The organism is Mucilaginibacter segetis (genome assembly GCF_016522075.1).
GTDB classification, from domain to species: Bacteria; Bacteroidota; Bacteroidia; order Sphingobacteriales; family Sphingobacteriaceae; genus Mucilaginibacter; species Mucilaginibacter segetis.
In genome coordinates this window covers 1915949-1939576 of record NZ_JAEHFW010000001.1, presented here as the reverse complement: position 1 = coordinate 1939576, position 23628 = coordinate 1915949, and the positions used below count along the sequence as shown (strand labels likewise).

The following is a 23628-nucleotide window of genomic DNA, read 5'->3' as shown; positions in this document are numbered from 1 at the left end:
CAACACGCGATATAAATTTTCCGTAAAAGCTATTATTCAACCATTGGTTGAGTAATAGCTTCACTCACTTGATGTGTAACAATTATGTTATTTTAGCAGTGGTGTTGCCCATGCAAAAAAGGAGTTTGATGGATAGAAAGATTACAAAAATATTAGCATTGTTATCGCTTTTCTGTTTCATTTTTTTAGCTGATACATTTGCTCAAACAGTAACCATTACTAATATTGACCCCGGACCTTACGGCCAAGGATCTACAATTGCAGTCCCTTTTCAAATTAGTACTGCATCCGGTTGCATAAATACCAATAACATATTTAATCTTTATTTATCTGATGCCAACGGTAGCTTTGCCTCACAAACTAAAATTGGCTCGTTCACAGGTTTTTATGCTTCAGTAGTAAATGGGGTAATCCCTTCGGGAACGCCGGCGGGCAGTGGTTATAAGGTAAGGATTTTGTCTACAAATCCTTCTGTAATAAGTTCTGCTTCAGCGGCTTTTACTATAAATAATACTACCGGTGTTGTAGCGGGGGCAAGTTCACAGGCAATAGATCCTGCATACCCCGAAGTGTTCGGCTCATGTATTGGTGCGGATGGAACTTCCTACCCTTTTGTTAATGAATCAACTGCAGGTGCCACAGCAACCGCTAATTTTTATAATGAATTTTCACAAATAAGTGAAGGTACCATTCCATTAAACGGCAATTTTGTTGCAAACGCCGCTAATTATACAGTAACTGTTAAAGCAGTAAAAGGTGGAATTGTGGGTACCAAAGGTTATATGCTAATCAATAATGTTGTAAACAATAATTTTGGTGTAACTGGCAGTAACTCGGTTTGTTTAAACGGACAAAATAGCCTCTCCTATAATGTTGACGTGAGTTCGCCAAATGGCATTCAGTATAATTTCCCGGGTTTAACTTACTCTATCTCCTGGGGAGATGGTACTATAAGCACTTTAACCATTTGTGATATCGTTAATTCCGGGGGTAAAATAGATCATGCTTACATAAAATCATCTTGCGGTAATACGGCGAATGGACAAAAGAATGTTTTTCAGGTAAACCTGCAACCGGTTAGTCCATATTGTGGCACTTTAGGTACTCCTGTAACCAGTTATGCAAAAGTTATTGCACCACCACAAAATAAATTTGTTGCACCTGATGCCGCATGTATAAATACGGAAGTAGTTTTTGGCAACAGCTCAGTACCTGGTCAGGATCCGAATAGTACAGCTGATGATTGCGCAAACGTGGATGCGCGTTATACATGGATGGTTGACGGACAAACTATTGCGGTTAATCAACCTGTAACAGCAGAATTTAAATATACTTTTACAATACCTGGTATACATACTGTAACCTTGCATTTACAAAATAATAATGGTTTATGCGATGCGGAGGATGCTACAAAAAATATTTGTATACAGAATCCACCGAAACCTTCATTTAATTTACCAGCAACTACAATATGCAGAACAAATAGCATTACGCCCGTAAATACATCGGTTATTGATGCTAATTGCAATGCAAGTAATGTATATAAATGGATAATTACCGGTCCGGCTCCTGTTAGTTACGGTGGTGGTACTACTGTAAATAGCGCGAACCCAAATTTCATTTTTAGTGCAAGCGGAACTTATGACATTCAATTAAGTATTAGTACAGCCAGTTGCGGAACTGTGCTTTCTTCAAAAAAGACAGTATATGTAAATTCACCACCTACCGCAATATTATCTCCTGATGGTTTGGTCTGTGGTAATAATCAAACACTTACTTTTGATTCGAATGCTAATGTTACTAAAACCCAATTGACCGGAACACAGCAAACACAACCCACTACGTATACATGGACGGTTACCGGGGGTCAGTATAGTTTTGCAGGCGGTACCAATGCCAATAGCAAATACCCGCAAATATTATTTAACGATTATGCAGTTTACACTGTTTCAGTTATCCATCAAAACGGATGTGGTACTGCTTCTGATTCTCAGCAAATAGCGTTTCAGCAAGCTCCTGATGTCTCGGCCGGGCCAGCTCAACAGATTTGCGAAAGCGATCAGGCTACATTAGCGGGCTCAATTAATGGAGCGTACAATAGTTTTCAATGGATTGGTGGTACAGGTACTTTTACTACGGGTAGGAATGATCTGAACAGTGGATACATACCTTCATCTGCTGAGATAAGTGCGGGTACAGTTACACTTTCTTTACAGGTTAATACTTCATTAGCGCCTCCCTGTAATGTGATCACCAGTAATGTAATCATCACCATAATAAAAAAGGCAAATGTTACCAGTTCCGCTGCGGAATTTGCTTGTGATGGTCAGAATTTTCACTATGTGATAACTGCCGACAATACGGCCACAAATTTTCATTGGGTAACCAGTCTTACGTCTGGAAACGCTTCAGGTTTTAATGCCACAGGTAGCGGAAATACTATTAATGATATAATAAATAATACCGGAACTACAGATGCTGTTATTACCTATACCATCACCCCAACAACCAATGGTTGCCCGGGAAATCCTTTTGATCTGAAAGTAACGGTTAAGTTTATTCCTGCGATAACTGCAGTGCCGTCAAGCCCGCAAATATGCAGCAATCAACCTGCAAATATTATTTTTTCATCCAATGTGTCTGGCACAAAATATATTTGGACAAGTACTGCATCTACAGGTATAAGTGGTAATACTAATCAGACTACTCCAATTACAGATGGAAGTATACAGGATGTTTTGGTTAATAATAGCACCGTACCAGGAACCGTGACATATACTATAACCCCATATAATGAAATCTGTACGGGAAGCCCGGTTACGGCCACAGTTACCGTTCAACCTCTTCCATTGCCATCAAATCCCGGACCGGACGATGAAATTTGTAATACCACAACCTATACATTAAATGGAAACGACCCTTCACCGGGTTCAGGGAAATGGACGGTGGTTTCGGGACAGAGTGGTGTAACCTTTTCTGATGATACTGACCCTCATGCTGTGGTAAATGGTCTTTTGCCCAACAATGTTTATCAGTTTCAATGGGCAATTACTGCCGCACCAACCTGCCCCCCTACCACTAATATTGTAACAATAACGGTTGACGCTGAAACGGTGCCGGGTGCGGTAACGGGTAGTGTTTTTGTTTGCTCAGGTTCTAACGCAGGGCAGCTTACTTTATCTGGTCAAGTAGGGAATATAGTAAGATGGGAATCGACAACCGATGGCGTTAATTGGACGCCTATTGCTAACAATACAACAACGCTAAATTATTTTAATATAACTCAAACTACTAATTACCGGGCGATAGTCCAAAACGGAGTTTGCAGTATACAGACATCATCATTAGCAAGTGTGATTGTAAATCAGCCTGTTACACCCGCTAATGCAGGTAGCGATACTACTATTTGTAATGCGACAACAATTACACTTAATGGGAATGACCCCTCTCCCGATCCTGGGATATGGTCACAAACTGCTGGGCCAACCGTCAACATAGTTGATCCTGCAAATCCACAAACACAGGTTACAGGTTTAGCCGGAGGTGATACTTACAAATTCACCTGGACAATAAAAGGAACAGCGCCATGTGGTGATAGCAGCGATGAAATAGTGGTAACTGATGCCCCTGATGTAATAGCTGGCTTTACTTCTGATAAAAGTGACGATTGCGGCCAATTTACTGTTCAATTCACTAATACATCCTCTGTAATTTCAGGAACTATATTTAACTGGGACTTTGGAGATGGTAGCCCCCTATCGGATGAGTTAAACCCACAACATACCTTTGAACCACGTACTGATGGTAAGGACACAGTTTATACAGTATCACTCACTTTACCTCAGAATTGTGTTAGCCGATCTGCTGTAACAATTGATATTACCGTAAGGCCTGCGGTGCCAATAGCAAATATTTTACCTGATCAATTACAGGGTTGCGGAGATTTCGCTATAAGTGTGCAAAACGTATCACCAGGGAATAACAAGCAATATGATTTTTATGTATATGACGGGGACAATTTGATACAAAAAATTACAAAAACGGATAAATCTCCGGTAACATTTGATCCGATAACCACCAATAGGGCACATACATTTACGCTCTATATGGCGGCTACAGATTTTTGTGGTAATACTGCGGAAAGTAATCATATACCTATTACTATTTCGCCCGCCACATTTGTGCCGCAGATGTTTGTAAAAGATAATATAAGAAAGGGTTGTGCTCCGTTCAATGTTATTTTTGTAAATAACTCATCCGGAGGTATAAACTTTGCGTATAAAATATATAATGATAATAATGATTTAGTAGATCAGATACAGGGAGGTTTTGATGAACAGCCTTACACCTTTACTAATACGGGTACATATTATGTAACCATAACAGCATCAAATGAATGTGCATCAATAGAATCTGATCCTAAAATTCGTATTGATGTTGCACCTATACCTGTTCCTGATTTTGATGCAGATGTAAAATCGGGGTGTAAAACTATTAATGTAAACTTTTCAAACTTGACAGCTGATGATGGCGATACTCCGGCTTCTTCGTTAAGTTATGAATGGGACTTTGGGGATGGCAGTCCTCATTCCTTTATATTTACGCCACCAACTCATACCTACACGTTTAAAAACTCACCTTATAGTGTAAAGTTAACAGTTATTAATTTGGCTACAGGCTGCAGTAATATAATCACTAAAACTGATTTAATAAATGTAAAAGCCCCTCCAGGCACAAATTTTTCTATTGAGCCGGATAGTGTGACTGCTATACCTAATTATCATTTCTCTTTTGTTGATCAAACTACAGGTAGTCCGGTTAGCTGGCAATGGAGTTTTGGCGACGGCCAGACATCTACTACCCGAAATCCCGGACATACTTATGCCGATACCGGCTCGTATAAAGTTACTTTATTAGTTGCCGATGCCGAAGGATGCGACAGCAGTATAACACATACCGTACAAATAACCGGCGTACCAGGTCAGCTTTATTTACCGAATGCCTTTATGCCTGACGGCAATGCCGAAGAATTAAAAACCTTTAGAGCCAAAGGTTCAGGTATTGAAAGCTGGAACTTACAGGTATACAACAAATGGGGACAACTAATATGGCAAACATCTGAACTAAGTGAAAAAGGTGAACCAGTAGAAGGTTGGGATGGCACCTTTAAAGGTTCGCCTGCGCCACAGGGTGTTTATATATGGCAGGCAACTGCTAAATTTATTAACGGCACAGAATGGAAGGGTATGTCCTACAATAATTCGTTGCCAAAAAGAACGGGGTTTATACACTTAATAAGGTAAGGGGATGAATGGTATAAAAGGATTTTGTTTTTTATTTATCATGAGCTTGTTTACCAGTACTGGGGTTGTGGCACAGGATCATATGTATTCGCAATTTTTTAATTCCCCGCTTTATCTTAACCCCGCGTTAAACGGGCAGTTCCCGGCGGATCTGAGGATGAATTTAATTTATCGCAATCAATACAGTTCAGTCACAGGTAATTTATCGTATATATCGGCTTCAGTAGACCTGAATGTGCCTCAGTTTGCCGGAGGTGTGGGCATTTTATTCACCCGGAGTAGTGAAGGTTCTGCATATTTGAATAAAAATAATATTTCGGGAATCTATTCCTATAGCGTTGGATCTGATGCATTCGTGCTATCATTTGGCCTGCAGGCCGGAGTTACTAACCGATCAGTAGATTGGAGCAAGCTCGTTTTTAGTGATCAGATTGATCCACGACTGGGGTACATTCCAGGGTCTACATCAATTGCCGATCAACCATTATTTAATAATAAATTTTATTTCGACTCCGGTGCCGGAATAAACCTGTCATCAGGGAATTTAAATATAGGTTTTGCCGCACAGCATATTAACCGCCCGAATGAATCTTTTTCCGGAGTGCCGGCAAAATTACCAATCCGTGGCACAGGGCATGCGAGTTATCGTATAAACCTCACTCGTGATGATAACGTATATGATTACGAACGTACCTATGTTATACCCTCGATAGTTTATTATAAACAGTCTACTGCTGAATCCTTAAATATCGGCATGCAATACAAACATAATAACGTAAATGCCGGCTTGTGGTATCGTGGCGGAGGTGTAGGCGGCCCAAGTGCGGTGGTGGTTTCATTTATTTTTGATCTGATAATTAATCGTGACGGTGGAGAAAAAGTACGCTTAGGTATAAGTCATGATGTACCTGCCGGGCATGGTTTAAATTACAGTAATACCAGCGGTACAACAGAGGGGAGTATTGGCTATCAAACTACGCTCCCATCCAGAACAAATTCCTCACCTAAATTTTATGGTTCAACAAGATGCTATGATTTTTACTAATTTTATAATATCTTTCGCCATAGTTATAAACCATGGAAAAGGATATTTTAATTGACAAAACAGCTAAGAAAAAATCTGCCAAAAAAATGGGGTGGGTTGTAGTCGTATTTGTAATAATATTTGCTGTTGTACTAATAAAGTTTGCATTTACAGGATCACTTAGCTCATTTAGTGGTTTACCTGACAGTGACGCAGCTTATGGCGTTGCAAAAGAATTTATTACGCCTACTGTGCGTTCCGGTAGTATCAGTTTTCATGACAGTGAATATCAATTTGCAAAAAAGTCAGACTCCGTATACGTTATCCGGTCGTCTTATACATCAAAAGATGATAATGGCGAAAACAGTGATGTGAAGTTCCGTATAACCCTTAAATATAATGGCGGGGCGGCATCTAACCAAAACAACTGGACGATGCTTAATTTGGATCAGGACTAACTTGAAGTGGATCAATTTAAATTATGGGTATAGAGAGAAGAGTTGTAGGTGAGTTATCCGCTAAAATAAGTCGTGTCAAATACCAAACTATTATTACAGCAGGTAAACATAGTATAATAGCTGACGAGCCATTAGCAGATGGTGGAGACGATACAGGGATGTCTCCTTATAATTTATTGCTTGCAAGCCTGGCCAGTTGCACGGTAATTACACTAAGGATGTACATTGACAGGAAAATGTGGGTAGTTGATGAAATAAAAATAGATCTTGAACTGGTCAGAAATGATCACGGTGTTATAATCGAAAACAAACTTGAATTTAAAGGAGATATAACACAGGAACAAAAAAAGCGCTTAGTGGTTATTGCAAACGGATGCCCGATTCATAAAATACTTACAGGTGAAATACTTATAAATACCTCACTTTAAAATAATTACCTTAAACCTTTAACAAAAATATCAATTAATAACAATCGCTTATCATGTATAAGCTCCAGATGCTCGCGTTGCGGAAAACCCATTTTTTTTTGAGACATATTACCCACCTTAATTCCGTGTAAAGCATCTAAAAATACATCTACTATTCCTTCGGGATTGGCAACATGTTTTATGTGTCCTTTTTCTATTTCTGCTTTTATTGTGTTTGCGAGTAGTTTGGTTTCGGCTTCACGAATCTGATTTACTATACTCCATATATTATCCGGAAGATTCTGTTCATTAAGCCTTAACGCATCAAAAAAATTATAATTATTTACAATAAATTTATGATGGGTGTTTACCTGAAATAAAAACGCTTCCTTTAAATCAGTAAAATGATCAAATTTTGCTTCTAACATACCGAGATAATCACCAGCCAGTTTACGCATTACTGCCAGGTATAATTCACTTTTATCCGGAAAATAATAATAAAGCAACGCTTTCGACATAGACAAATCACCCGCTATCTCGTTCATGGTTGTTTTAGAATATCCGTAATGTAAAAAACGCTGGTAAGAAGCTTCTAAAATTTTTTCACGCTTTACATCTTGCTGATCACTACCTGAACTCATTCCTAATTTATAAAATCCTGACTTTTTTAACAAACTTATCAAAAAAACAGTAAAATGGTAAGTATAGAAGTAAAGATGATATTACAATGTTGAATTATAAACCCTGGTCAGTTCAATTCCAAGGTAAATTACTAACGCATCTTCGATGGCTCCAATGAACGGATCGGGTATGCGTGTATTTTTACCTATTGCTTTCCGTAAAAAATATATACTAAATGTAGAGACTAAAGCCGCAACAGCAGCTATTGACGCTCCACCTAATTTATTTTTACCTTTGCTTTTATATATGCTTGAGCCTACAAGCAAGCCGGATAAAAGGCGGGCCGTAACAGATATCGGTTTTATGCGGGCAGGTGTTTGAGGTAACTTGTCTCCTATCAATTCTCCTAAGGCTAATACTTTTAAAATTTTTGAAGTGGTAATGGATTGTAAAAAACTCAGGTCAGAGTCTTGTATATTCTTATCAGGATGCCTGCTTAATATATGACTGATAACCGCAGGAGCATACATTGTACGCATACCGGCCATTGATCCTAATAAAATAGTTTGAATTGTGGCATCCGTAATCTTAAATTCCATTATATATGTGGTTAAAATCAGTTATCATTAGTACTTTTCTTTTGCTAAAGTTACCTACGAAACAGGTAATACAGGCTTAAAAGGAAAGCCATAATCCGGGTTTATTTTAAAGAAACATCATTGGAATTGAAATGTTTGATTTGGCTTTGGGCAAGCCGCACTACCCAACACAAGTTATACTCTAACTGTCATCTATAATACAAATAAGCAAAGCTCCAATTAGTGTATATACAACTATTTGGGGATTGAGTAGTAAAATATTCATATTTTCTTAAGTAGATATCTGACGGATAATACAATCATCAATAAAATAGCAGATTTAGTTTAGACCAAATTTATAAATCAATAGCTGATTTTTTTTGTTAAAAAGAATTATAAACTAACTAGATAATTATGAAAATACATCAAAACAATGCGCTAGGTGAACTTGGAGGAGCTATAGGCAAAGGTATTTTAGCTGGTTTGGCGGCAACTGCTGCTATCACCTTGTCGCAGATGATAGAAATGAAAATTACAAAACGCGAAGCGAGTGATGCCCCGTTGAAAGTTGCTGAAGAAACTACTGGTGCAAAGCCAGCGAGTGAGTATGATGAAGATAAACTTGCCCAGGAGTTACATTGGGCATACGGCACTACATGGGGCATAGCCCGAGAATTGATAGGTTTAACCGGGTTAAAAGGTCTTCCTGCTACATTAGTTCATTTTGGAGCTATATGGGGAACATCAATGATATTACTGCCGGCTTATAATGCTTCTGAACCTGTAACCAAGCAAAAACCTCAGGCAATAGCAATTGACGGTTTACACCATGCGGTTTACGCAATTACTGCCGGATTAGTTTATGACGCGGTTGATGCGGGAAGTAAAAATGAAAAAAAGCTAACAAAAATAGCGCGACAGCTAAAAACGTTAATTAAAAAATATAAATAGCGAAAAATCCCGGGAAAATGCCCGGGATTTTTCGTTTATAACAATAGATAGGTTACGCTTTGCTTATTTCTAATTTGGATTGATCTTTTTCCTTTTTACCGAATAACTTATTTTTCAGGTTTATTCGTATAATATACATACATGGAACTAATATCAGCGTTATGATAGTTGCGAAGCCAAGGCCAAATATCATTGTCCAGGCTAAAGGCCCCCAAAATGCAACGTTATCGCCCCCAAAATGTATATGTGGTTCAAAATGAGTGAACAGTCCTACAAAGTCTATATTAAAACCTACAGCCAAGGGTATTAATCCTAAAATTGCAGCAGTAGCCGTTAACAATACTGGTGTCATACGGGTATGGCCGGCCTCCACAACTGCATCATGCAAACTGGTCCCCTGTTCTATCAGCATATCGGTAAACTCAACAAGTAATATACCATTACGAACTACTACACCTGCGAGTGCTATAATACCTACCCCGGTCATTACTATGGCCATCGTCATTCCAAATAAACTTACCCCTAACAATACACCAATAATACTAAAGAATATCTCGCTGATAATGATGAAGGTTTTACCTATGGAATTAAATTGTATCATCAATATGATCAATATTAAACCAAAGGATGTAGCCATTGCTCCGCCTAAAAACTTTACTGCTTCCATCTGGTCTTCCTGGCCCCCACCCTGACGGATAATAATATTATCCGGCTTTTTAAAGTTACTTATTGCTCTAAATATATCCGCGTTAACATCGTTTGGATTATAAGGTTTAATTACATTAGAACCCAGTGTTAAAACACGCCTTTGCTGTTTATGCTTAATATTACTATATGTATCAGTATAACGCACATCTGTAAAGGCAGATATAGGGACTTGTCTTATGGCTCCTCCTGTAGCAAGATCGCGGTAGGTGATTTTCATGTTTTTCAACTGATCTAAACTACTGCGTTGTTCCTCTTTAGCCCTCACCTGTATTTTATAATCGTCTTCCTTAGTATTTCTGAAATCACTTACGGGTGCGCCAAATATCGCCGTTTGTAATGCCTGGCTTATCTGACTTGTATTTACACCTTCACGATTGGCCCGCTCACGATTGATATCAAAAACGATCTCCGGTTTATCATTTTGCACATCCGCTACTAAATTTTCAATACCGGCTATATTTTGTTTACCCAGATAGTTTTTAAGACGTTCCCCGGTTTTAACCAATGTATCCAGATTGTCACCGATGATCTCAATACTAATGTCCTTTTGTACAGGCGGGCCACTATTTTCCTGTTGTACAGATATTTTTGCTCCCGGTACACCTTGCACGGCTGCCCGTATTTTTTTCAATATTTCTTTAGTATCCTTACCATGCCGTTCCCCATATTCAACAAAGGCAACAGTAATTTTACCTTTATTTTCATAATCCCCCTGATCTTCATCAGTGGGATCTGTAACACCTTTAGTTACATTTGATATGATAGATGATACGATATCTGTATCAGGTTCAACCACTTTAGCTACCTGTTTTTCCAGTTTTTTGGTTACTTCATTGGTAGCCGCCTGATCGGTACCTATGGGCATAGTAATGTATACGTAGGCAAAGTTAGGATCTCCGGATGGGAAGAACTCAGGTGTTTTGCCTAAAAAATGGTTGATGATCAACGCTAAAACAAATAATACAAATGTACCTCCTAATACAGTTAGTGGTCTTTTAACCGCTCTTTCTAACCATTTAGCGTACCAGGCCTGAAAACGGGGCCAAACATTTTTCTGGAATCTATCAATAACTCTTAACAAAAAGAAGTGATTTAATAAATACAAAATAATAACGAGCACCATAAAGTTTCCGACACCCACATTAATAAAGTAAGCTACTATAGTTGCTATTCCCAAATAAATTAAAGAACGTTTTGTTTTTTTATCAAACTTAGGGTTATCATGTTCACCTTCTACGTGTGGCTTCATAAAATCAACCGCAAAAACGGGGTTCATGATATAAGCCACTACCAAAGATGCCAATAAGGTAATTATTAATGTTATTGGCAGGAAGAACATGAAGTGACCAATTAAACTATTCCAGAACGCTAATGGAACGAATGGTGCAAGGGTGGTCATGGTACCCGAAAATACAGGCAGGAAAACCTCACCCGCTGCCATCTTCGCAGCTTCTTTAATCGGCACTTTTCCGTTTGCAAAAATACGGTGCGTATTCTCTATCACCACAATGGCGTCATCCACTACAATACCTAAGGCCAGCAGGAAGGAGAATAATACGATCATGTTAAGTGTGAAGCCAATAGCTGGCATCACTAAGAACGCAATGAAACACGAAAGCGGAACTGATAAAGCCACAAATATGGCGTTAGTAGTACCCATGAAAAACATAAGAATAACTGTAACCAATATAAACCCAATTACAATGGTATTGATGAGGTCATTAAGTGTTGTCCGTGTCTTGTCTGACTGATCTCCGGTTACGGTGATATCAAGTCCTTTCGGGAAAACGTTTTTTTGCTTTTCTTTTATCAGGGCATTTATTTTATCTGACGCTTCGATCAGATTCTCCCCTGCCCTTTTACTTACGTTTAGGGTAATAACATTTTTAAAGTTCGGATTGTCATTTGTTTTTAAACGGGCGTAACTTTCCTGCTCTAAAAATGAATCTTTTATATCTGCTATATCGCGTAAGTAAACTGCCTGCCCCTTCGGATTTCTTATCACCATGGCGGCAACTTCATCGGCACTTTTAAAATCTTCTTTAATATCCACGCTGCGGCGAACACCATCTGTTTTGATACTTCCGGCGGTTGTAAGGATGTTCTCATTACCGATGGCCTGTATTATATCATTAAATCCGATTTGGGCTGCAGCCATTTTATTCAGATCAACATTTACCTGAATTTCTGGCGTTAAGGCACCAACTTCGTCTACTTTCGATATTTCTTTGTAACTTTCAATTTCGTCTTTCAGTATATCAGCGTATTCCTTTAGCTTTTTAAGGTCATAATCACCTGATATATTAATATATAAGATAGGTAAGTCGGCAACGTTAATATCCGAAATGATAGATTCCTTCAAGTTTTTATCATTCTGAGGCAAATCCTGTTTAGCTTTATCTACGGCATCTTTTACATCTATTTTTGCATCTTTTATGTCAACATTTGCCTGAAATTCAGCCACTATCCTGGATGAATTTTGTACAGAATTTGATGTAACCTTTTTTAATCCTTTTAAGGATTTTAACTGCTTTTCTATTTGTTTAGTAACCAGATTCTCTATGTTTTGAGGTGACTGGCCAGCGTAAGGTGTGGTAATAAATACTTTTGATTGCGCTATATCCGGAAAGTTTTCCTTAGGTAAATTAATATAACTGATAATGCCCAATACCGTAATTAAAAATATAAGTACGTATATGGCGGTCTTATTATCGATAGCCCAACTTGAGGGGGCAAACTCTTTTTTAACATCTTTCATGGTAACAGATCAAATGTTTAAATAATTAGTTTGAGGATTGTAGTATACGCACCTTGTCGCCATCTTCAATATCACTTGAACCTTCAGTAATTAATTGTTCACCCGCTTTTAAGCCTGATAATATTTCTGATTGTCCTTCATACGTAGCACCAACCTTAACGTTTTTGCGTTTGGCTGTTCCATTTTCATTTACAAAAACAAAGTCGCCATTTTCTGACCTTTGAATTGATTTTACAGGCACTACAATAGCATTCTGTTTTGAATAGTCTGCTATTTTTAATATTGCGGTCATGTTTGGCCTAAGTGTGCTGCGTTGAGGTAGCTTTATTTCAACATTAAAACTACGTGAAGTGGGATCAATAGCCTTTGCAGCGAATGTTATGTTAGTAACTAACGAGTCATTCGCGTCGGGTACTACTATTTTAACCTTATTGCCTGTATTTACACTGCCAGCATAAGACTCCGGCACATCGGCCTTTACCTTCAGGTTATCGGCATTAACTATGCGTATACCAGTTTGTCCGGGCTGTGCAACCTGTCCGAGTTTCAGATCCATTTGATCAATACTGCCATTTATGGGAGACGTAATACGGTACATGCTTGACTGTTCACGTAAAGCGTCTAAAGCCTTTTGACTGGCCTCCAAAGTGGTCTTGGCCTGTAAAAATTGTACTTCCGTACCAATTTTTTGATCCCACAGGTTTTTTTGACGCTGATAAAGTGTTTTATTCAGACTAACCTGTGCTTCTGACTGGGCAATTTGTTGTTTTAATACACTGTTATCTAACTGTACCAATGTTTGCCCACGACTTACATGCTGACCAGGTCGTACATAAATAGCGGTAATTGTACCTGCTGCTTGCGGATAAGCAGTGACGTTATCCTGTGCATCAACTTTACCCTGAATTTCTACATAATTGCTGAATGGCTGCGAAGTTATAGTAACCGCGCTAACATCTGTAACTTTTGCAGAATCAGTAGTGCCTACCTCACTTTGTAATTTCGAGATCCTGGAATTTAATTCTGCCTGTTGTTTTTGTAAGTCTGCCAGTTCGGCTTTCTTATCCTTTGGTTTTGAACAAGCTGCTAATAGCAGTATGGCCGGAATGTATATTAGTTTTTTCATTTTTTTATAATGTGTGGTTTAGTTTGTTTTATTGAATTCTTCCGTATGCTTTATCAAGGTCTACTTTGCTGACCAGGGCATCATATAAACCCTGTATATATTTATTATCGGCATCTTCCAAAGCAGTTTGTGCTTGTGTAACTTCAATGCTTGAACCTACTCCTTGTTCGTATTTTATTTTTGAAATACGCAATACCTCTCTCGCAAGTTCTTGATTTCGTTTTTGGTTATTAAGACTTTGCAAACCATTTATATAAGTGATTTTGGCCCTGTTTGCCTGTAGGGTTAATGAATTTTTAAGACTATTTAAATTATTCTGATTTTTTTGAACGGTTATCTGTGATTGCTTTACCTGATTGGCACGCTGGAAACCATTAAATATGGGTATGTTTAATGTTAAACCAATATAACTTGATGGAAAGCTATTGCTATACAAATTACTGAAACTATTATCCTGATAAGATTCAGATAAAGATGCATTAGCTGATAATTTGGGCAGGAATTGTGCTTTCTGACGTTTCAGGTCAAACTCACTTAATTTAAGATTAGTTTCCGTTAACCCATATTCTATTCTATTGCGGTAAAAAGATGTGTCAGCTACCGTTGCTGCAACGTCTTCGTTTAAATCTACATCTGATAGTCCATCCTTTAAAGTTAAATTATACTCTATTGGCATTCCCATCTGAAATTTTAGCAACTGATAATTTAGTGCAAGTAGCCTTACGGTGTTTTCCCGGGTTGTTATCAGGTTATTATATTGCACAGTAATACGGTCAACATCTATTTTTTCAACAAAACCCTGTTTGTTTTGTGCTGCCGTTTGATCCATCTGTTGCTTAAGCTGTTTAATATTTGCATCCAATAACTTTATCTGTTCATTACTAACTAAAACCTGATAGTACGCCTTAGTAACATTTACCGCGACTTCAATTTTTGAACGTGTGTAAGCGCGATTATACAACTCTTTATAAGTGGCACGACCTTGTAAGCCCACAATATAACTTGGATCAAAGAGTAGTTGGGTAGCGCTTAAGCTTAAATTAGATTGATACTTTACACCAAATTTTACCGGTATAAATGTACCTGCAGGTTGTCCAAAAAATTCACCAGGCAACAACGTTGTAGGAATTTTAAGATAATCCTGAAAAGATGCTGTACCGTTAATTTGAGGAAGACCCTGTCCAACGGTTTCCTTAACTTTAAAATCGGCACTTTTTACATCAAGCCCTGCATTAACAACGGAATCCTTGTGTTCATAAGCGTAATTTATAGCCTCATTAATGCTGAAGCTATAGGTTTGATCTGGCTGGGCCTGTGAAAAACCTTTGAGGCTTCCGGCTAAGCAAATCATCATTATTAGTATTCGTTTCATTTGATATGATGGTGGGGTTTAGTTTTTATTTATTTCTGCTGCAAAAAAAAGCTGATTATTGACAACCTTATGTCAGTAGAATATTTATATTCTTTAATTTAATCGTGATATATATTTTTATGTTGATCCAATAATTTATGTCCCTTAAGAGTACAAATTCCATAGTTAAAATGCTCCAGTAATTGGTACTGAACTTTCCATGCACTGAACTGCGATGTTGGAAATATATTGGTATTAAATCCCATTTCCACTTGATTTACACGCATTTTTGCTAATATCTTAACGTCAATATCGGGTCTGATAAATCCTTGATCAATTCCTTTTGCCAATAACTGCTCAAGTTTATTAATTAATACCTCTGCCTTGAATTTCTGAAACTCTGCCCAAGCTTCCGGATGATATTTTTGCATATCGTGTATCACTATCGGGTTTATCCTCGAAAAAATTTCTTCAGAGCATTTCATCATGTTGATCATCTCTTCAATTACATTCGGTGACCGTTCAATAATATCATTTATCTGATTCTCATCATCCTGTAATTTTTTCTTTACCAAGGCAATTACCAGGTCGTTTTTATCATTGAAAAAATGATATATGGTTTTTTTTGACATACCTAAATGTTTAGCTATATCATCCATGGTAACGCTTTTGATGCCGGCTTGTAAAAACAAGTCCTCACCACCTTGTATTATCCGCTGTGTTTGACTAATTGACATTTTGGGTCAAAACTATGGAAACATTTTTGGATTTCAAAGTTTCCAAATCAAATTACCTTAGCCTGACAATCACATTTTATTATCTTTGCAAAAAAACTTTTCAATGGAATTAAATTCCCTTACCGCTATATCCCCTATCGACGGCCGTTACCGTAACACTACATCAGCCCTAGCAGACTATTTTTCGGAATATGCACTGATCAAATACAGGGTTTTTATTGAGATAGAATACTTTATATCCCTGTGTGAACATCCTTTAGCCCAACTTCAGACTTTTGATAAAAATAATATTGAAAAGTTACGTGATATATATAAGAATTTTACTGAAAAAGATGCCACCTCAATAAAAGAGATAGAAAGAACAACTAATCATGATGTTAAGGCGGTTGAGTACTTTATAAAACAACAATTTGATAAACTGAGTATTACTGATTATAAGGAATTTATACACTTCGGTTTAACTTCGCAGGATATTAATAATACGGCAATACCTTATAGCTTTAAACTAGCTATTAACGAAGTTTATCTGCCTGTTTTTAACGACTTGCTCGATCTGCTTAAAAAATATGCTGTAGAATGGACAAACATTGCCATGTTAGCACATACGCATGGCCAGCCAGCCAGTCCTACCCGTTTAGGGAAAGAAATAATGGTATATGTAGAGCGCTTAGAAAAACAGTTGGAATTATTTACTGCTATTCCTTACTCCGCTAAATTTGGCGGTGCCACCGGAAATTTTAACGCGCACCATATAGCCTATCCGGAAACCGACTGGAGAGTATTCGGCAATCATTTCGTTAATGATATACTGGGGGTGCATCGGTCGCAGTTTACCACCCAAATAGAGCATTATGATAATTTTGCGGCCCAGTGTGACGCCTTAAAGCGTATAAATAACATTGTAATGGATTTAGATAGGGATATGTGGACCTATATTTCCATGAATTATTTTAAACAGAAAATTAAGGCCGGGGAAGTAGGTTCATCTGCGATGCCGCACAAGGTTAATCCGATAGATTTTGAGAACAGCGAAGGAAATTTGGGAATAGCAAATGCATTGTTTGAGCATTTGGCTGCCAAGTTACCAATATCACGCCTGCAACGTGATCTTACTGACTCTACAGTGCTACGCAACATTGGTGTACCTATGGCACATACGTTAATAGCTTTTAAATCAACTATTAAAGGGTTAAATAAGTTGTTATTAAATGAGTCTGCAATAAACAAGGATCTGGATGCGAATTGGGCCGTTGTAGCTGAAGCTATTCAAACTATTTTACGTCGGGAAGGATATCCTAATCCATATGAAGCATTAAAGGAGTTAACGCGTACAAACACTCATGTCAATTCAATAACGATAGCCGATTTTGTGGACACTTTAAATGTGAGTGATATGGTTAAGAATGAGATAAAAAATATTACACCTCAAAATTATACAGGGATTTAAAGAATTTATATCCTGAATTGATAGTCGAAATGGATTATCATTAACGGGTCATAACAATTTAAGGTTTACCATTAAACCAAAATCCTGTTTAACTTTGTAGATAATACAATAAAATAGCAGATCATGAATATCAACGTATATACCGAATCAACTCCTAACCCGGCAACCATGAAATTTATAGTAAATAAATTACTGGTTAACGGAAGTGTGGATTATGCGACTAAAGAAAGTGCTGAAAAATCTCCATTCGCAAAAGAATTGTATAAGTTTTCTTTTGTTAACGGTGTTTTTTTTGCCAGCAATTTTGTTACAGTTACTAAAACCGAAGGTAGTGATTGGAATGATATAGAACCGATATTAAAGGAATTTGTTAAGGGCGCTGTTGAATCAGAGTTAAAAGTACAAGAGGTTGAACAAACCGTTGATGTTGACTTTGAAGGAACCGAAACGGAAATAAAAATACAACAGATACTAAATGATTACGTACGACCGGCTGTTGAACAAGACGGCGGAGCAATAAGTTACCGTTCATTTGACGCGGGCGTGGTCACTGTTGAACTAAGAGGATCATGCAGTGGGTGTCCGTCTTCAACTGTTACATTGAAAGCTGGAATAGAAAATCTGTTAAAACGAATGGTGCCCGAAGTGACAGAAGTTGTTTCTGAAGCTTTATAAAAGGTCTAATGCCTCAAGTACAGTACTTCTTAGAAACCGTGTTGCGGACTGGTAACCTTATATCGGTTGTTTAAAAGTATTCCTAAAACTATTTCATGTGTACCATTACTTACCGTGCGAAGAGCAGAGGTTGTAATATCGTAGGAATATCCGACGTTAATGAATGAACTTAAATTAAATCCGGCTAATACCGCGTAAGAATCATCTTTACGGTACGACCCCCCAAACCAAAATCTATCACGGAAGGAGAGCTTCATGTTAATATCAAAGGTTACCGGTGTAGGTTGTATGAATTTTAATAACCCGGAAGGTAGTAGTGTTACATCGTCTGACAGATATATCTTATAACCGCCGGTTACAAAAAAATGCGGGACTGTTTTACTTTGATTTGCTGTGTTGCCGGTAGTTAAATATAGTGTTTGCGGTAAAACTTGTTGGACTGATGCCCCTAAATAATAATTTGAAGAGTAAGCCCACACTCCTACCCCCAAATCTGGTTTCCATTGGCTGGTATTTAAGTTATTAATCGTTGGGTCGTTAGGGTCCTCAAGTGTTATCATGGATGTATTTAAATTGATATGACTTACACCTGCCGATACTCCTACTGCCAGATTAAGCCTATCAGTTATACCCAAATGGTAGGCATAAGTGGCATCTATATTAGTTTGGGTGATCGGGCCGGCCTTATCTGATACTATAGTAAATCCGATGCCGTGATGAGGTTCTGCAGCGCGATAGTACTGCGTATATAATCTGCTGGACGGATTAACCCCTCCAGATGCCGGAAAGGCGGTAGCATCTCCCTGTAAAAAGTCTTTACCTAGTGGCGCGTTTATGCTGAAATAACTTGTAACAGGAGCCCCTTCCAGTCCAGTCCATTGACTGCGATAACCCAACTTAACATCAGTATAATTTTCAATACCCGTTACAGCAGGGTTTAATAAATAGTTATTAAACACATATTGGGTGTATTGAGGCTTTTGCTGCGCATACAGTAAGTGCGATGTTATTAACAGAATTGTAAGGAGTAATTTTTTTTTCATCTGATGATGGTAACATTCCCTGAAATAACTTTGCGTCCATTTTTAGGGTCTATAATATAATAATATGTGCCTGCGGGCAAAATACGTCCATTGAATGTTCCGTCCCAAGGATCAGAATAACCAATAGACGAATATACCGTTTCTCCGTATCTATTGTATATCTTTACTGTACTTCCTGGATAATTATCAAGATAAGGAATATTCCATTTATCGTTAATACCATCGCCATTAGGTGTAAATGTATTTATAACCGTTAAATCTTTCAATACTTTAACAAATATATTATCCGTTTTTGTACAACTATTGGCTGTAGTTACTGTTAACGTATAATTGGTATCAAATATCGGAGAGGCAGTTGGCTGCAATATATCATCTCGATTTAATCCTGTTGACGGTGTCCATTTATAACTTACGCCGTTGCCGCTTGCACTTGCTTTTAAAATTACGCTATTTCCTTCTAAAATTGTTAAATCTTCTCCAGCATCAATAACCGGATCAGGGTTTACGGTAATTTCTTCTGAAGTGGTGTAACTGCAGCCATTTTGAGCTGTAAAATCATAATTAATAGTGAATACTCCCGGACCTGCAATATACGGGTCAAATAATCCGTCAGCACTTACGCCCTTACCACTGAAAATACCGTTGCCAATAAATCCGTTTTTATCGACTTGTATCTGTACAGGTGAAGCACTCTGGCAAATAAATCCTAATTGCGTAATAAAAACAAGCGGATTAGCTTTAACTACAATGTCCTGTTGAGTAATATTTACGCAACTTTCGCCCGAGTAAGCTTCCATTCTTATGGTGTAAGTTTTTGTCTGAGGTGAATTAAATACACCATAATCGTGTGTATATTTTCGATTAGCAGGCATATCTGCTCTATTAAAAGTTTCAAAGTTCTGCGGATTATCTGAATAGTCATAATACCAAATTATCTTTGTTATATTTCCAAAATTTACGGTTGACTGATCATCGATGATTACAGGATTACCACTGCATAAATTATCTTTATCTTCTATCGTAAATTTAGCAGCAGGAGTGTCTCCATTAACTGTGAAAATTTGCGACTTTGAATAGCTACAACCGCTTGATGTAATTAATGTTAAAGTAACGGTGTAGTTGTCGGCACGGGTATAGATATGTTTAGGGTTTTTGCTTGTGGAAGTATTGGAATTTTGAGGCGTAGCATTATTATCACCGAAATCCCATTGATAAGTAAAAGAATTGTTGCTGCCATCCTCAATTGTACTTTTATCAGTAAACTGAGCAACCGCATCAGTAAGGCAAATATCCGGCACCGTAAAATCAATTACGGGTTGTGGATTGATATTTATAACCCGTTTACTGCTATCTACACAGCCCTTATCGGTAAATATAGTTAAGGTAACCGTGTCTATTCCGGTAGTGGTAAAAACATGAGTGAAAGGTGTACTGCTGGTGCGTGTTTCTATCTCCGTACCGTCTCCATAATCCCACACCCATTTTATTATATTACTTTCTTCGGATGTAGATTTATCGGAAATAATTACGTCTTTATTTACACAAGCCGGAATGGATAAATTAAAAGCAGCAGCCGGTTTTTTGATTATATGAACAGCTACAGGCGCCGATGTTGAATAACACTCATTTTCATTACCCACAGTTAAAATTACATTGTAAATACCCGGATTTGTATAATAGTGTCTGGGGTTTTGTAATGTGGAGGTTTGCCCGTCACCAAAATCCCAAAGCCATGTTTTTATTATGCTGCTTTCATTGCTTGTACTATCAGCAAAATAAGTGGTATCGCCGTTACAATTATCACTTACGGAAATAACAGGTGCAGGATAATCAGCAATATTAAAATCGAAATCTATGTCCTCATCAGATCCGCATTCATCCGCAACAGGATTAAGCACAGTAGCTGTAATAGAATAATCTCCCGCGAGAAAAGTTACCGGTTTATAATACTCGTATGTGTAAAGCGTTTTATTATCTTTTTGTGTTGTAGATTTAACTGTGGGATTATTATCAATATAAGATGTGTTATCACCATCAATATTTTTCCATGTAATTCTTCCTGTTTGATACGGCAATGTTAATTTTAATTTATAAGATACTCCTACGCAACCGTTTTCCTGAATTTTATTTGTTTGCTGATTTTCAAATACAATAGATTCATTCAGATTTTTAACATTCGTACCTGCAGAATATCCATATGACTCCGCGTAGCCAAATCCGTAAGCAATGGCGTTAAATCCATCACTTGCATTTATATTATGAGTGCCATTTTGAACGTTTATCTGAGCATACGAATAAGACGTATCTCCTTGTAACGGTGTGAACTTATCATATGATTTTCCATCCAATTTAAATGTTTTAACGTTGCTCGATTTAGTTACGACATTTATATAACTTTGACTTATTGCAGATTCACTTGCCGAATATAGAGTTACGTGATCCAAGGTTTGTTCGATTGGATTTAAGTAAATCATTTCCGGGTCTCCGACATCATTTGGATTGCCATTACAGTTATCTCCCAGACTTTTTTCCTGCGAAACTGCATACTGAATTATCTGAATAGGTTTATCCGCAGAAATTATATTCGGTATTTGTGAATTAAACTCTATATAAGGAGGGCCTTCTTCCTGCGTTTGAAGTGCGCCATTTATGGTTAGTTTAGTATCAGGTTCGCTAAAGAAAATTCTGAAAACATCGTAATTCCTATTTTTAAGCGGCACCGTAATGAAATTTTTACCCCATGAAGATGTAGGATAAGCTTGTTGAATAAGATTATCTGAAGTAAAAGAACCTTCATCACAGCCAATACCTATTTTTGTACTTCCTGAGAAAACAGCAATTTTTTTGCATTGGCCGTCTGATGTACTTATACTGCGTATTTTGGTTCCCGTTAAATCGCCTGATGAAAGTCCTTGATACAATTCTCCTTTTTTGAGTGTAACTGTAAATTTACCTGTTTTACCTATAAGTGGAGCGGATGGAACTATTTCTACAACTGTATTATCTTCAGTTGCAATAACCATAAATGTAGAATAGGTTGGCGACTCGTTTGCTTTTTGAGTATAATTCAGCGAATAATAACTTTTGCCCAAAACATTCACGGGTAACAACAGCGTAGCGCCAGACACACTCGAGGCATAAATATGTGCATACACTGCTACTTTTTTTTGCGCGGTAATATGTAAACCTTTTAAAAACTGTCCGGAACTCTTCACGAAAGCTATTCGTGGGATGGCTATTTTGGTTACCTGTTTAGCAGTTACTGTAAACGGAATTGGGTCAAAACTTCCATCAGCTATTTCTACAGTACCTGAAGTATTTACATCACCTGTTATGTACAAATTCATTTGACTTTGGCCTGTACTTTCAATATGTGACATATAGCCCGTCCAAAACTCTTTGCCTTGGTTGGATGTGTTCTGTGCAAAAGAATAATAACTGCTAAAAATAAAAAGGAATATTACAGTTGCACTTATCGCCGCCTTGTTTTTATTCAAAATAGGATCCTTTAATTAATCTAAAACAGTTTATTGGAATTATAAAAATACAAAACAGTTCGCAATCAAGTGGCTTGATGTAAAAAAGAGTTATTCAGGATGATTATAAAAACTTATCGGGGTTAGGAACAAGGTTTAGAAAAGAATTGATGTTATCTTTATAATTAGTTTGATCTAACCGATAATAAAATGCTCCCTTTTTTGATGATTGCTTGTCTTTTTCAGCCAATTTAACTAATAAACCGGTTGAGAGCAATTTTCTGCTAAAGTTACGGTCATCAAATTCCGTTTGATAAACTCCTTCATATAAAGCTTGTAATTGCGGTATGGTAAATTTTTCAGGAAGTAACTGAAATAATATAGGATGTAACGCGGCTTTGTATCTTAGTTCTCTTTTTGCCAAGTTTACCATTTCAGCGTGATCAAAAACCATTTCAGGCATGTCATCTAATAAAAACCACTCTGGGTTATTTTCAGCGCTTAATTGTTTTTCATACTGATGTATGTCAATTAATGCAAAATAAGCAATGGATAATGTACGCTCAACCGGATCACGCTCAGGATTGCCAAATACCTGAAATTGCTCCATATAAACATTTTTAAGTCCTGTACGTTCTTCCAAAACACGATTAGCAGCATCTTCCGGACTTTCGGATGGGTTAATAAAACCGCCCATTAAACTCCAATTGCCGCGTTCAGGTACTAAACTGCGTTTTACAAGTAACAATTTTACGTTTACACCATCAAATCCAAATATTATACAATCAACAGCTACTAAAATTCGTTTTTGTCCGGGATACTCTTGCATGGTTATAGTTTAGGTGGAATAATAACAATTCAGCTTTGCTAGAAGGTATATGTAATGTATTTGCAATGAATTATTTAATAAGCCTGCCGTTGTTGTTAAAGTTTTAAATTTATCGGTAATTATTAAGCAAAATATA

16 protein-coding genes are annotated in these 23628 nt (G+C 37.4%); 7 read left to right on the top strand and 9 right to left on the bottom strand.

Annotated features, from left to right (window positions below):
- The first annotated feature begins 128 nt into the window (after positions 1-128).
- Genes I5M19_RS08890 through I5M19_RS08875 form a run of 4 tightly spaced genes read left to right on the top strand, consistent with a single transcriptional unit; the run spans position 129 to position 7213 of the window.
- Positions 129-5303, top strand: coding sequence for a PKD domain-containing protein (locus I5M19_RS08890; protein ID WP_200065849.1), 5175 nt, complete (start codon positions 129-131; stop codon positions 5301-5303).
- 4 nt (positions 5304-5307) lie between these two features.
- Complete coding sequence (locus tag I5M19_RS08885; RefSeq protein WP_262895493.1) at positions 5308-6348, top strand: PorP/SprF family type IX secretion system membrane protein; 1041 nt, start codon at positions 5308-5310, stop codon at positions 6346-6348.
- 32 nt (positions 6349-6380) lie between these two features.
- Positions 6381-6785, top strand: a complete 405-nt coding sequence (locus I5M19_RS08880) for a hypothetical protein (RefSeq protein ID WP_200065847.1) — start codon at positions 6381-6383, stop codon at positions 6783-6785.
- A 23-nt stretch (positions 6786-6808) separates the two neighbouring features.
- Positions 6809-7213 (top strand): OsmC family protein, encoded by a 405-nt coding sequence (locus I5M19_RS08875; protein ID WP_200065846.1) that lies wholly within the window; start codon positions 6809-6811, stop codon positions 7211-7213.
- Between the two features lie 5 nt (positions 7214-7218).
- On the opposite strand, the gene I5M19_RS08870 is transcribed toward I5M19_RS08875, so the two are convergent.
- Positions 7219-7833 (bottom strand): TetR/AcrR family transcriptional regulator, encoded by a 615-nt coding sequence (locus tag I5M19_RS08870; protein WP_200065845.1) that lies wholly within the window; start codon positions 7831-7833, stop codon positions 7219-7221.
- An 81-nt stretch (positions 7834-7914) separates the two neighbouring features.
- Positions 7915-8412: a DUF4126 family protein gene (locus tag I5M19_RS08865; protein ID WP_200065844.1), complete on the bottom strand. Its 498-nt coding sequence runs from the start codon at positions 8410-8412 to the stop codon at positions 7915-7917.
- Positions 8413-8805: 393 nt separating this feature from the next.
- On the opposite strand from I5M19_RS08865, the gene I5M19_RS08860 reads away from it, so the two are divergent.
- Complete coding sequence (locus I5M19_RS08860) at positions 8806-9342, top strand: hypothetical protein (RefSeq protein ID WP_200065843.1); 537 nt, start codon at positions 8806-8808, stop codon at positions 9340-9342.
- A 52-nt stretch (positions 9343-9394) separates the two neighbouring features.
- On the opposite strand, the gene I5M19_RS08855 is transcribed toward I5M19_RS08860, so the two are convergent.
- From I5M19_RS08855 to I5M19_RS08840, 4 genes are all read right to left on the bottom strand, one after another.
- Positions 9395-12808, bottom strand: a complete 3414-nt coding sequence (locus I5M19_RS08855; RefSeq protein ID WP_200065842.1) for an efflux RND transporter permease subunit — start codon at positions 12806-12808, stop codon at positions 9395-9397.
- A gap of 25 nt (positions 12809-12833) precedes the next feature.
- Positions 12834-13934, bottom strand: coding sequence for an efflux RND transporter periplasmic adaptor subunit (locus tag I5M19_RS08850; protein WP_200065841.1), 1101 nt, complete (start codon positions 13932-13934; stop codon positions 12834-12836).
- A gap of 28 nt (positions 13935-13962) precedes the next feature.
- Complete coding sequence (locus I5M19_RS08845) at positions 13963-15306, bottom strand: TolC family protein (protein WP_200065840.1); 1344 nt, start codon at positions 15304-15306, stop codon at positions 13963-13965.
- A 98-nt stretch (positions 15307-15404) separates the two neighbouring features.
- Positions 15405-16022, bottom strand: a complete 618-nt coding sequence (locus I5M19_RS08840; RefSeq protein WP_200065839.1) for a TetR/AcrR family transcriptional regulator — start codon at positions 16020-16022, stop codon at positions 15405-15407.
- 103 nt (positions 16023-16125) lie between these two features.
- On the opposite strand from I5M19_RS08840, the gene purB reads away from it, so the two are divergent.
- Positions 16126-17469 (top strand): adenylosuccinate lyase, encoded by a 1344-nt coding sequence (gene purB / locus I5M19_RS08835; RefSeq protein WP_200065838.1) that lies wholly within the window; start codon positions 16126-16128, stop codon positions 17467-17469.
- Between the two features lie 123 nt (positions 17470-17592).
- Positions 17593-18144: a NifU family protein gene (locus tag I5M19_RS08830; RefSeq protein WP_200065837.1), complete on the top strand. Its 552-nt coding sequence runs from the start codon at positions 17593-17595 to the stop codon at positions 18142-18144.
- 29 nt (positions 18145-18173) lie between these two features.
- Here the strand turns inward: I5M19_RS08830 and I5M19_RS08825 are convergent, their stop codons facing one another.
- The 3 genes from I5M19_RS08825 to I5M19_RS08815 all read right to left on the bottom strand — a co-directional run bounded on the left by I5M19_RS08825 (position 18174) and on the right by I5M19_RS08815 (position 23492).
- Positions 18174-19187, bottom strand: coding sequence for a PorP/SprF family type IX secretion system membrane protein (locus I5M19_RS08825; protein ID WP_200065836.1), 1014 nt, complete (start codon positions 19185-19187; stop codon positions 18174-18176).
- Entirely contained in the window at positions 19184-22684 is a 3501-nt protein-coding gene (locus tag I5M19_RS08820; protein WP_200065835.1) for a PKD domain-containing protein, read from the bottom strand. Before I5M19_RS08820 ends, I5M19_RS08825 begins: the two co-directional genes overlap by 4 nt.
- Positions 22685-22787: 103 nt before the next feature.
- Positions 22788-23492 carry an NUDIX hydrolase gene (locus I5M19_RS08815; protein ID WP_200065834.1) on the bottom strand — a complete coding sequence of 235 codons (705 nt, stop codon included), beginning with the start codon at positions 23490-23492 and terminating at the stop codon, positions 22788-22790.
- Between the last annotated feature and the right edge of the window lie 136 nt (positions 23493-23628).

Excerpts from the sequence above, each read along its gene's own strand:
- I5M19_RS08890 (WP_200065849.1), top strand. The coding sequence starts at position 129 with ATGGATAGAAAGATTACAAAAATATTAGCATTGTTATCGCTTTTCTGT.
- I5M19_RS08830 (WP_200065837.1), top strand. The coding sequence starts at position 17,593 with ATGAATATCAACGTATATACCGAATCAACTCCTAACCCGGCAACCATG.
- I5M19_RS08870 (WP_200065845.1), bottom strand. The coding sequence starts at position 7,833 with ATGAGTTCAGGTAGTGATCAGCAAGATGTAAAGCGTGAAAAAATTTTA.
- purB (WP_200065838.1), top strand. The coding sequence starts at position 16,126 with ATGGAATTAAATTCCCTTACCGCTATATCCCCTATCGACGGCCGTTAC.
- I5M19_RS08865 (WP_200065844.1), bottom strand. The coding sequence starts at position 8,412 with ATGGAATTTAAGATTACGGATGCCACAATTCAAACTATTTTATTAGGA.
- I5M19_RS08880 (WP_200065847.1), top strand. The coding sequence starts at position 6,381 with ATGGAAAAGGATATTTTAATTGACAAAACAGCTAAGAAAAAATCTGCC.
- I5M19_RS08850 (WP_200065841.1), bottom strand. The coding sequence starts at position 13,934 with ATGAAAAAACTAATATACATTCCGGCCATACTGCTATTAGCAGCTTGT.
- I5M19_RS08840 (WP_200065839.1), bottom strand. The coding sequence starts at position 16,022 with ATGTCAATTAGTCAAACACAGCGGATAATACAAGGTGGTGAGGACTTG.
- I5M19_RS08815 (WP_200065834.1), bottom strand. The coding sequence starts at position 23,492 with ATGCAAGAGTATCCCGGACAAAAACGAATTTTAGTAGCTGTTGATTGT.
- I5M19_RS08855 (WP_200065842.1), bottom strand. The coding sequence starts at position 12,808 with ATGAAAGATGTTAAAAAAGAGTTTGCCCCCTCAAGTTGGGCTATCGAT.
- I5M19_RS08860 (WP_200065843.1), top strand. The coding sequence starts at position 8,806 with ATGAAAATACATCAAAACAATGCGCTAGGTGAACTTGGAGGAGCTATA.
- I5M19_RS08875 (WP_200065846.1), top strand. The coding sequence starts at position 6,809 with ATGGGTATAGAGAGAAGAGTTGTAGGTGAGTTATCCGCTAAAATAAGT.
- I5M19_RS08825 (WP_200065836.1), bottom strand. The coding sequence starts at position 19,187 with ATGAAAAAAAAATTACTCCTTACAATTCTGTTAATAACATCGCACTTA.
- I5M19_RS08845 (WP_200065840.1), bottom strand. The coding sequence starts at position 15,306 with ATGAAACGAATACTAATAATGATGATTTGCTTAGCCGGAAGCCTCAAA.
- I5M19_RS08885 (WP_262895493.1), top strand. The coding sequence starts at position 5,308 with ATGAATGGTATAAAAGGATTTTGTTTTTTATTTATCATGAGCTTGTTT.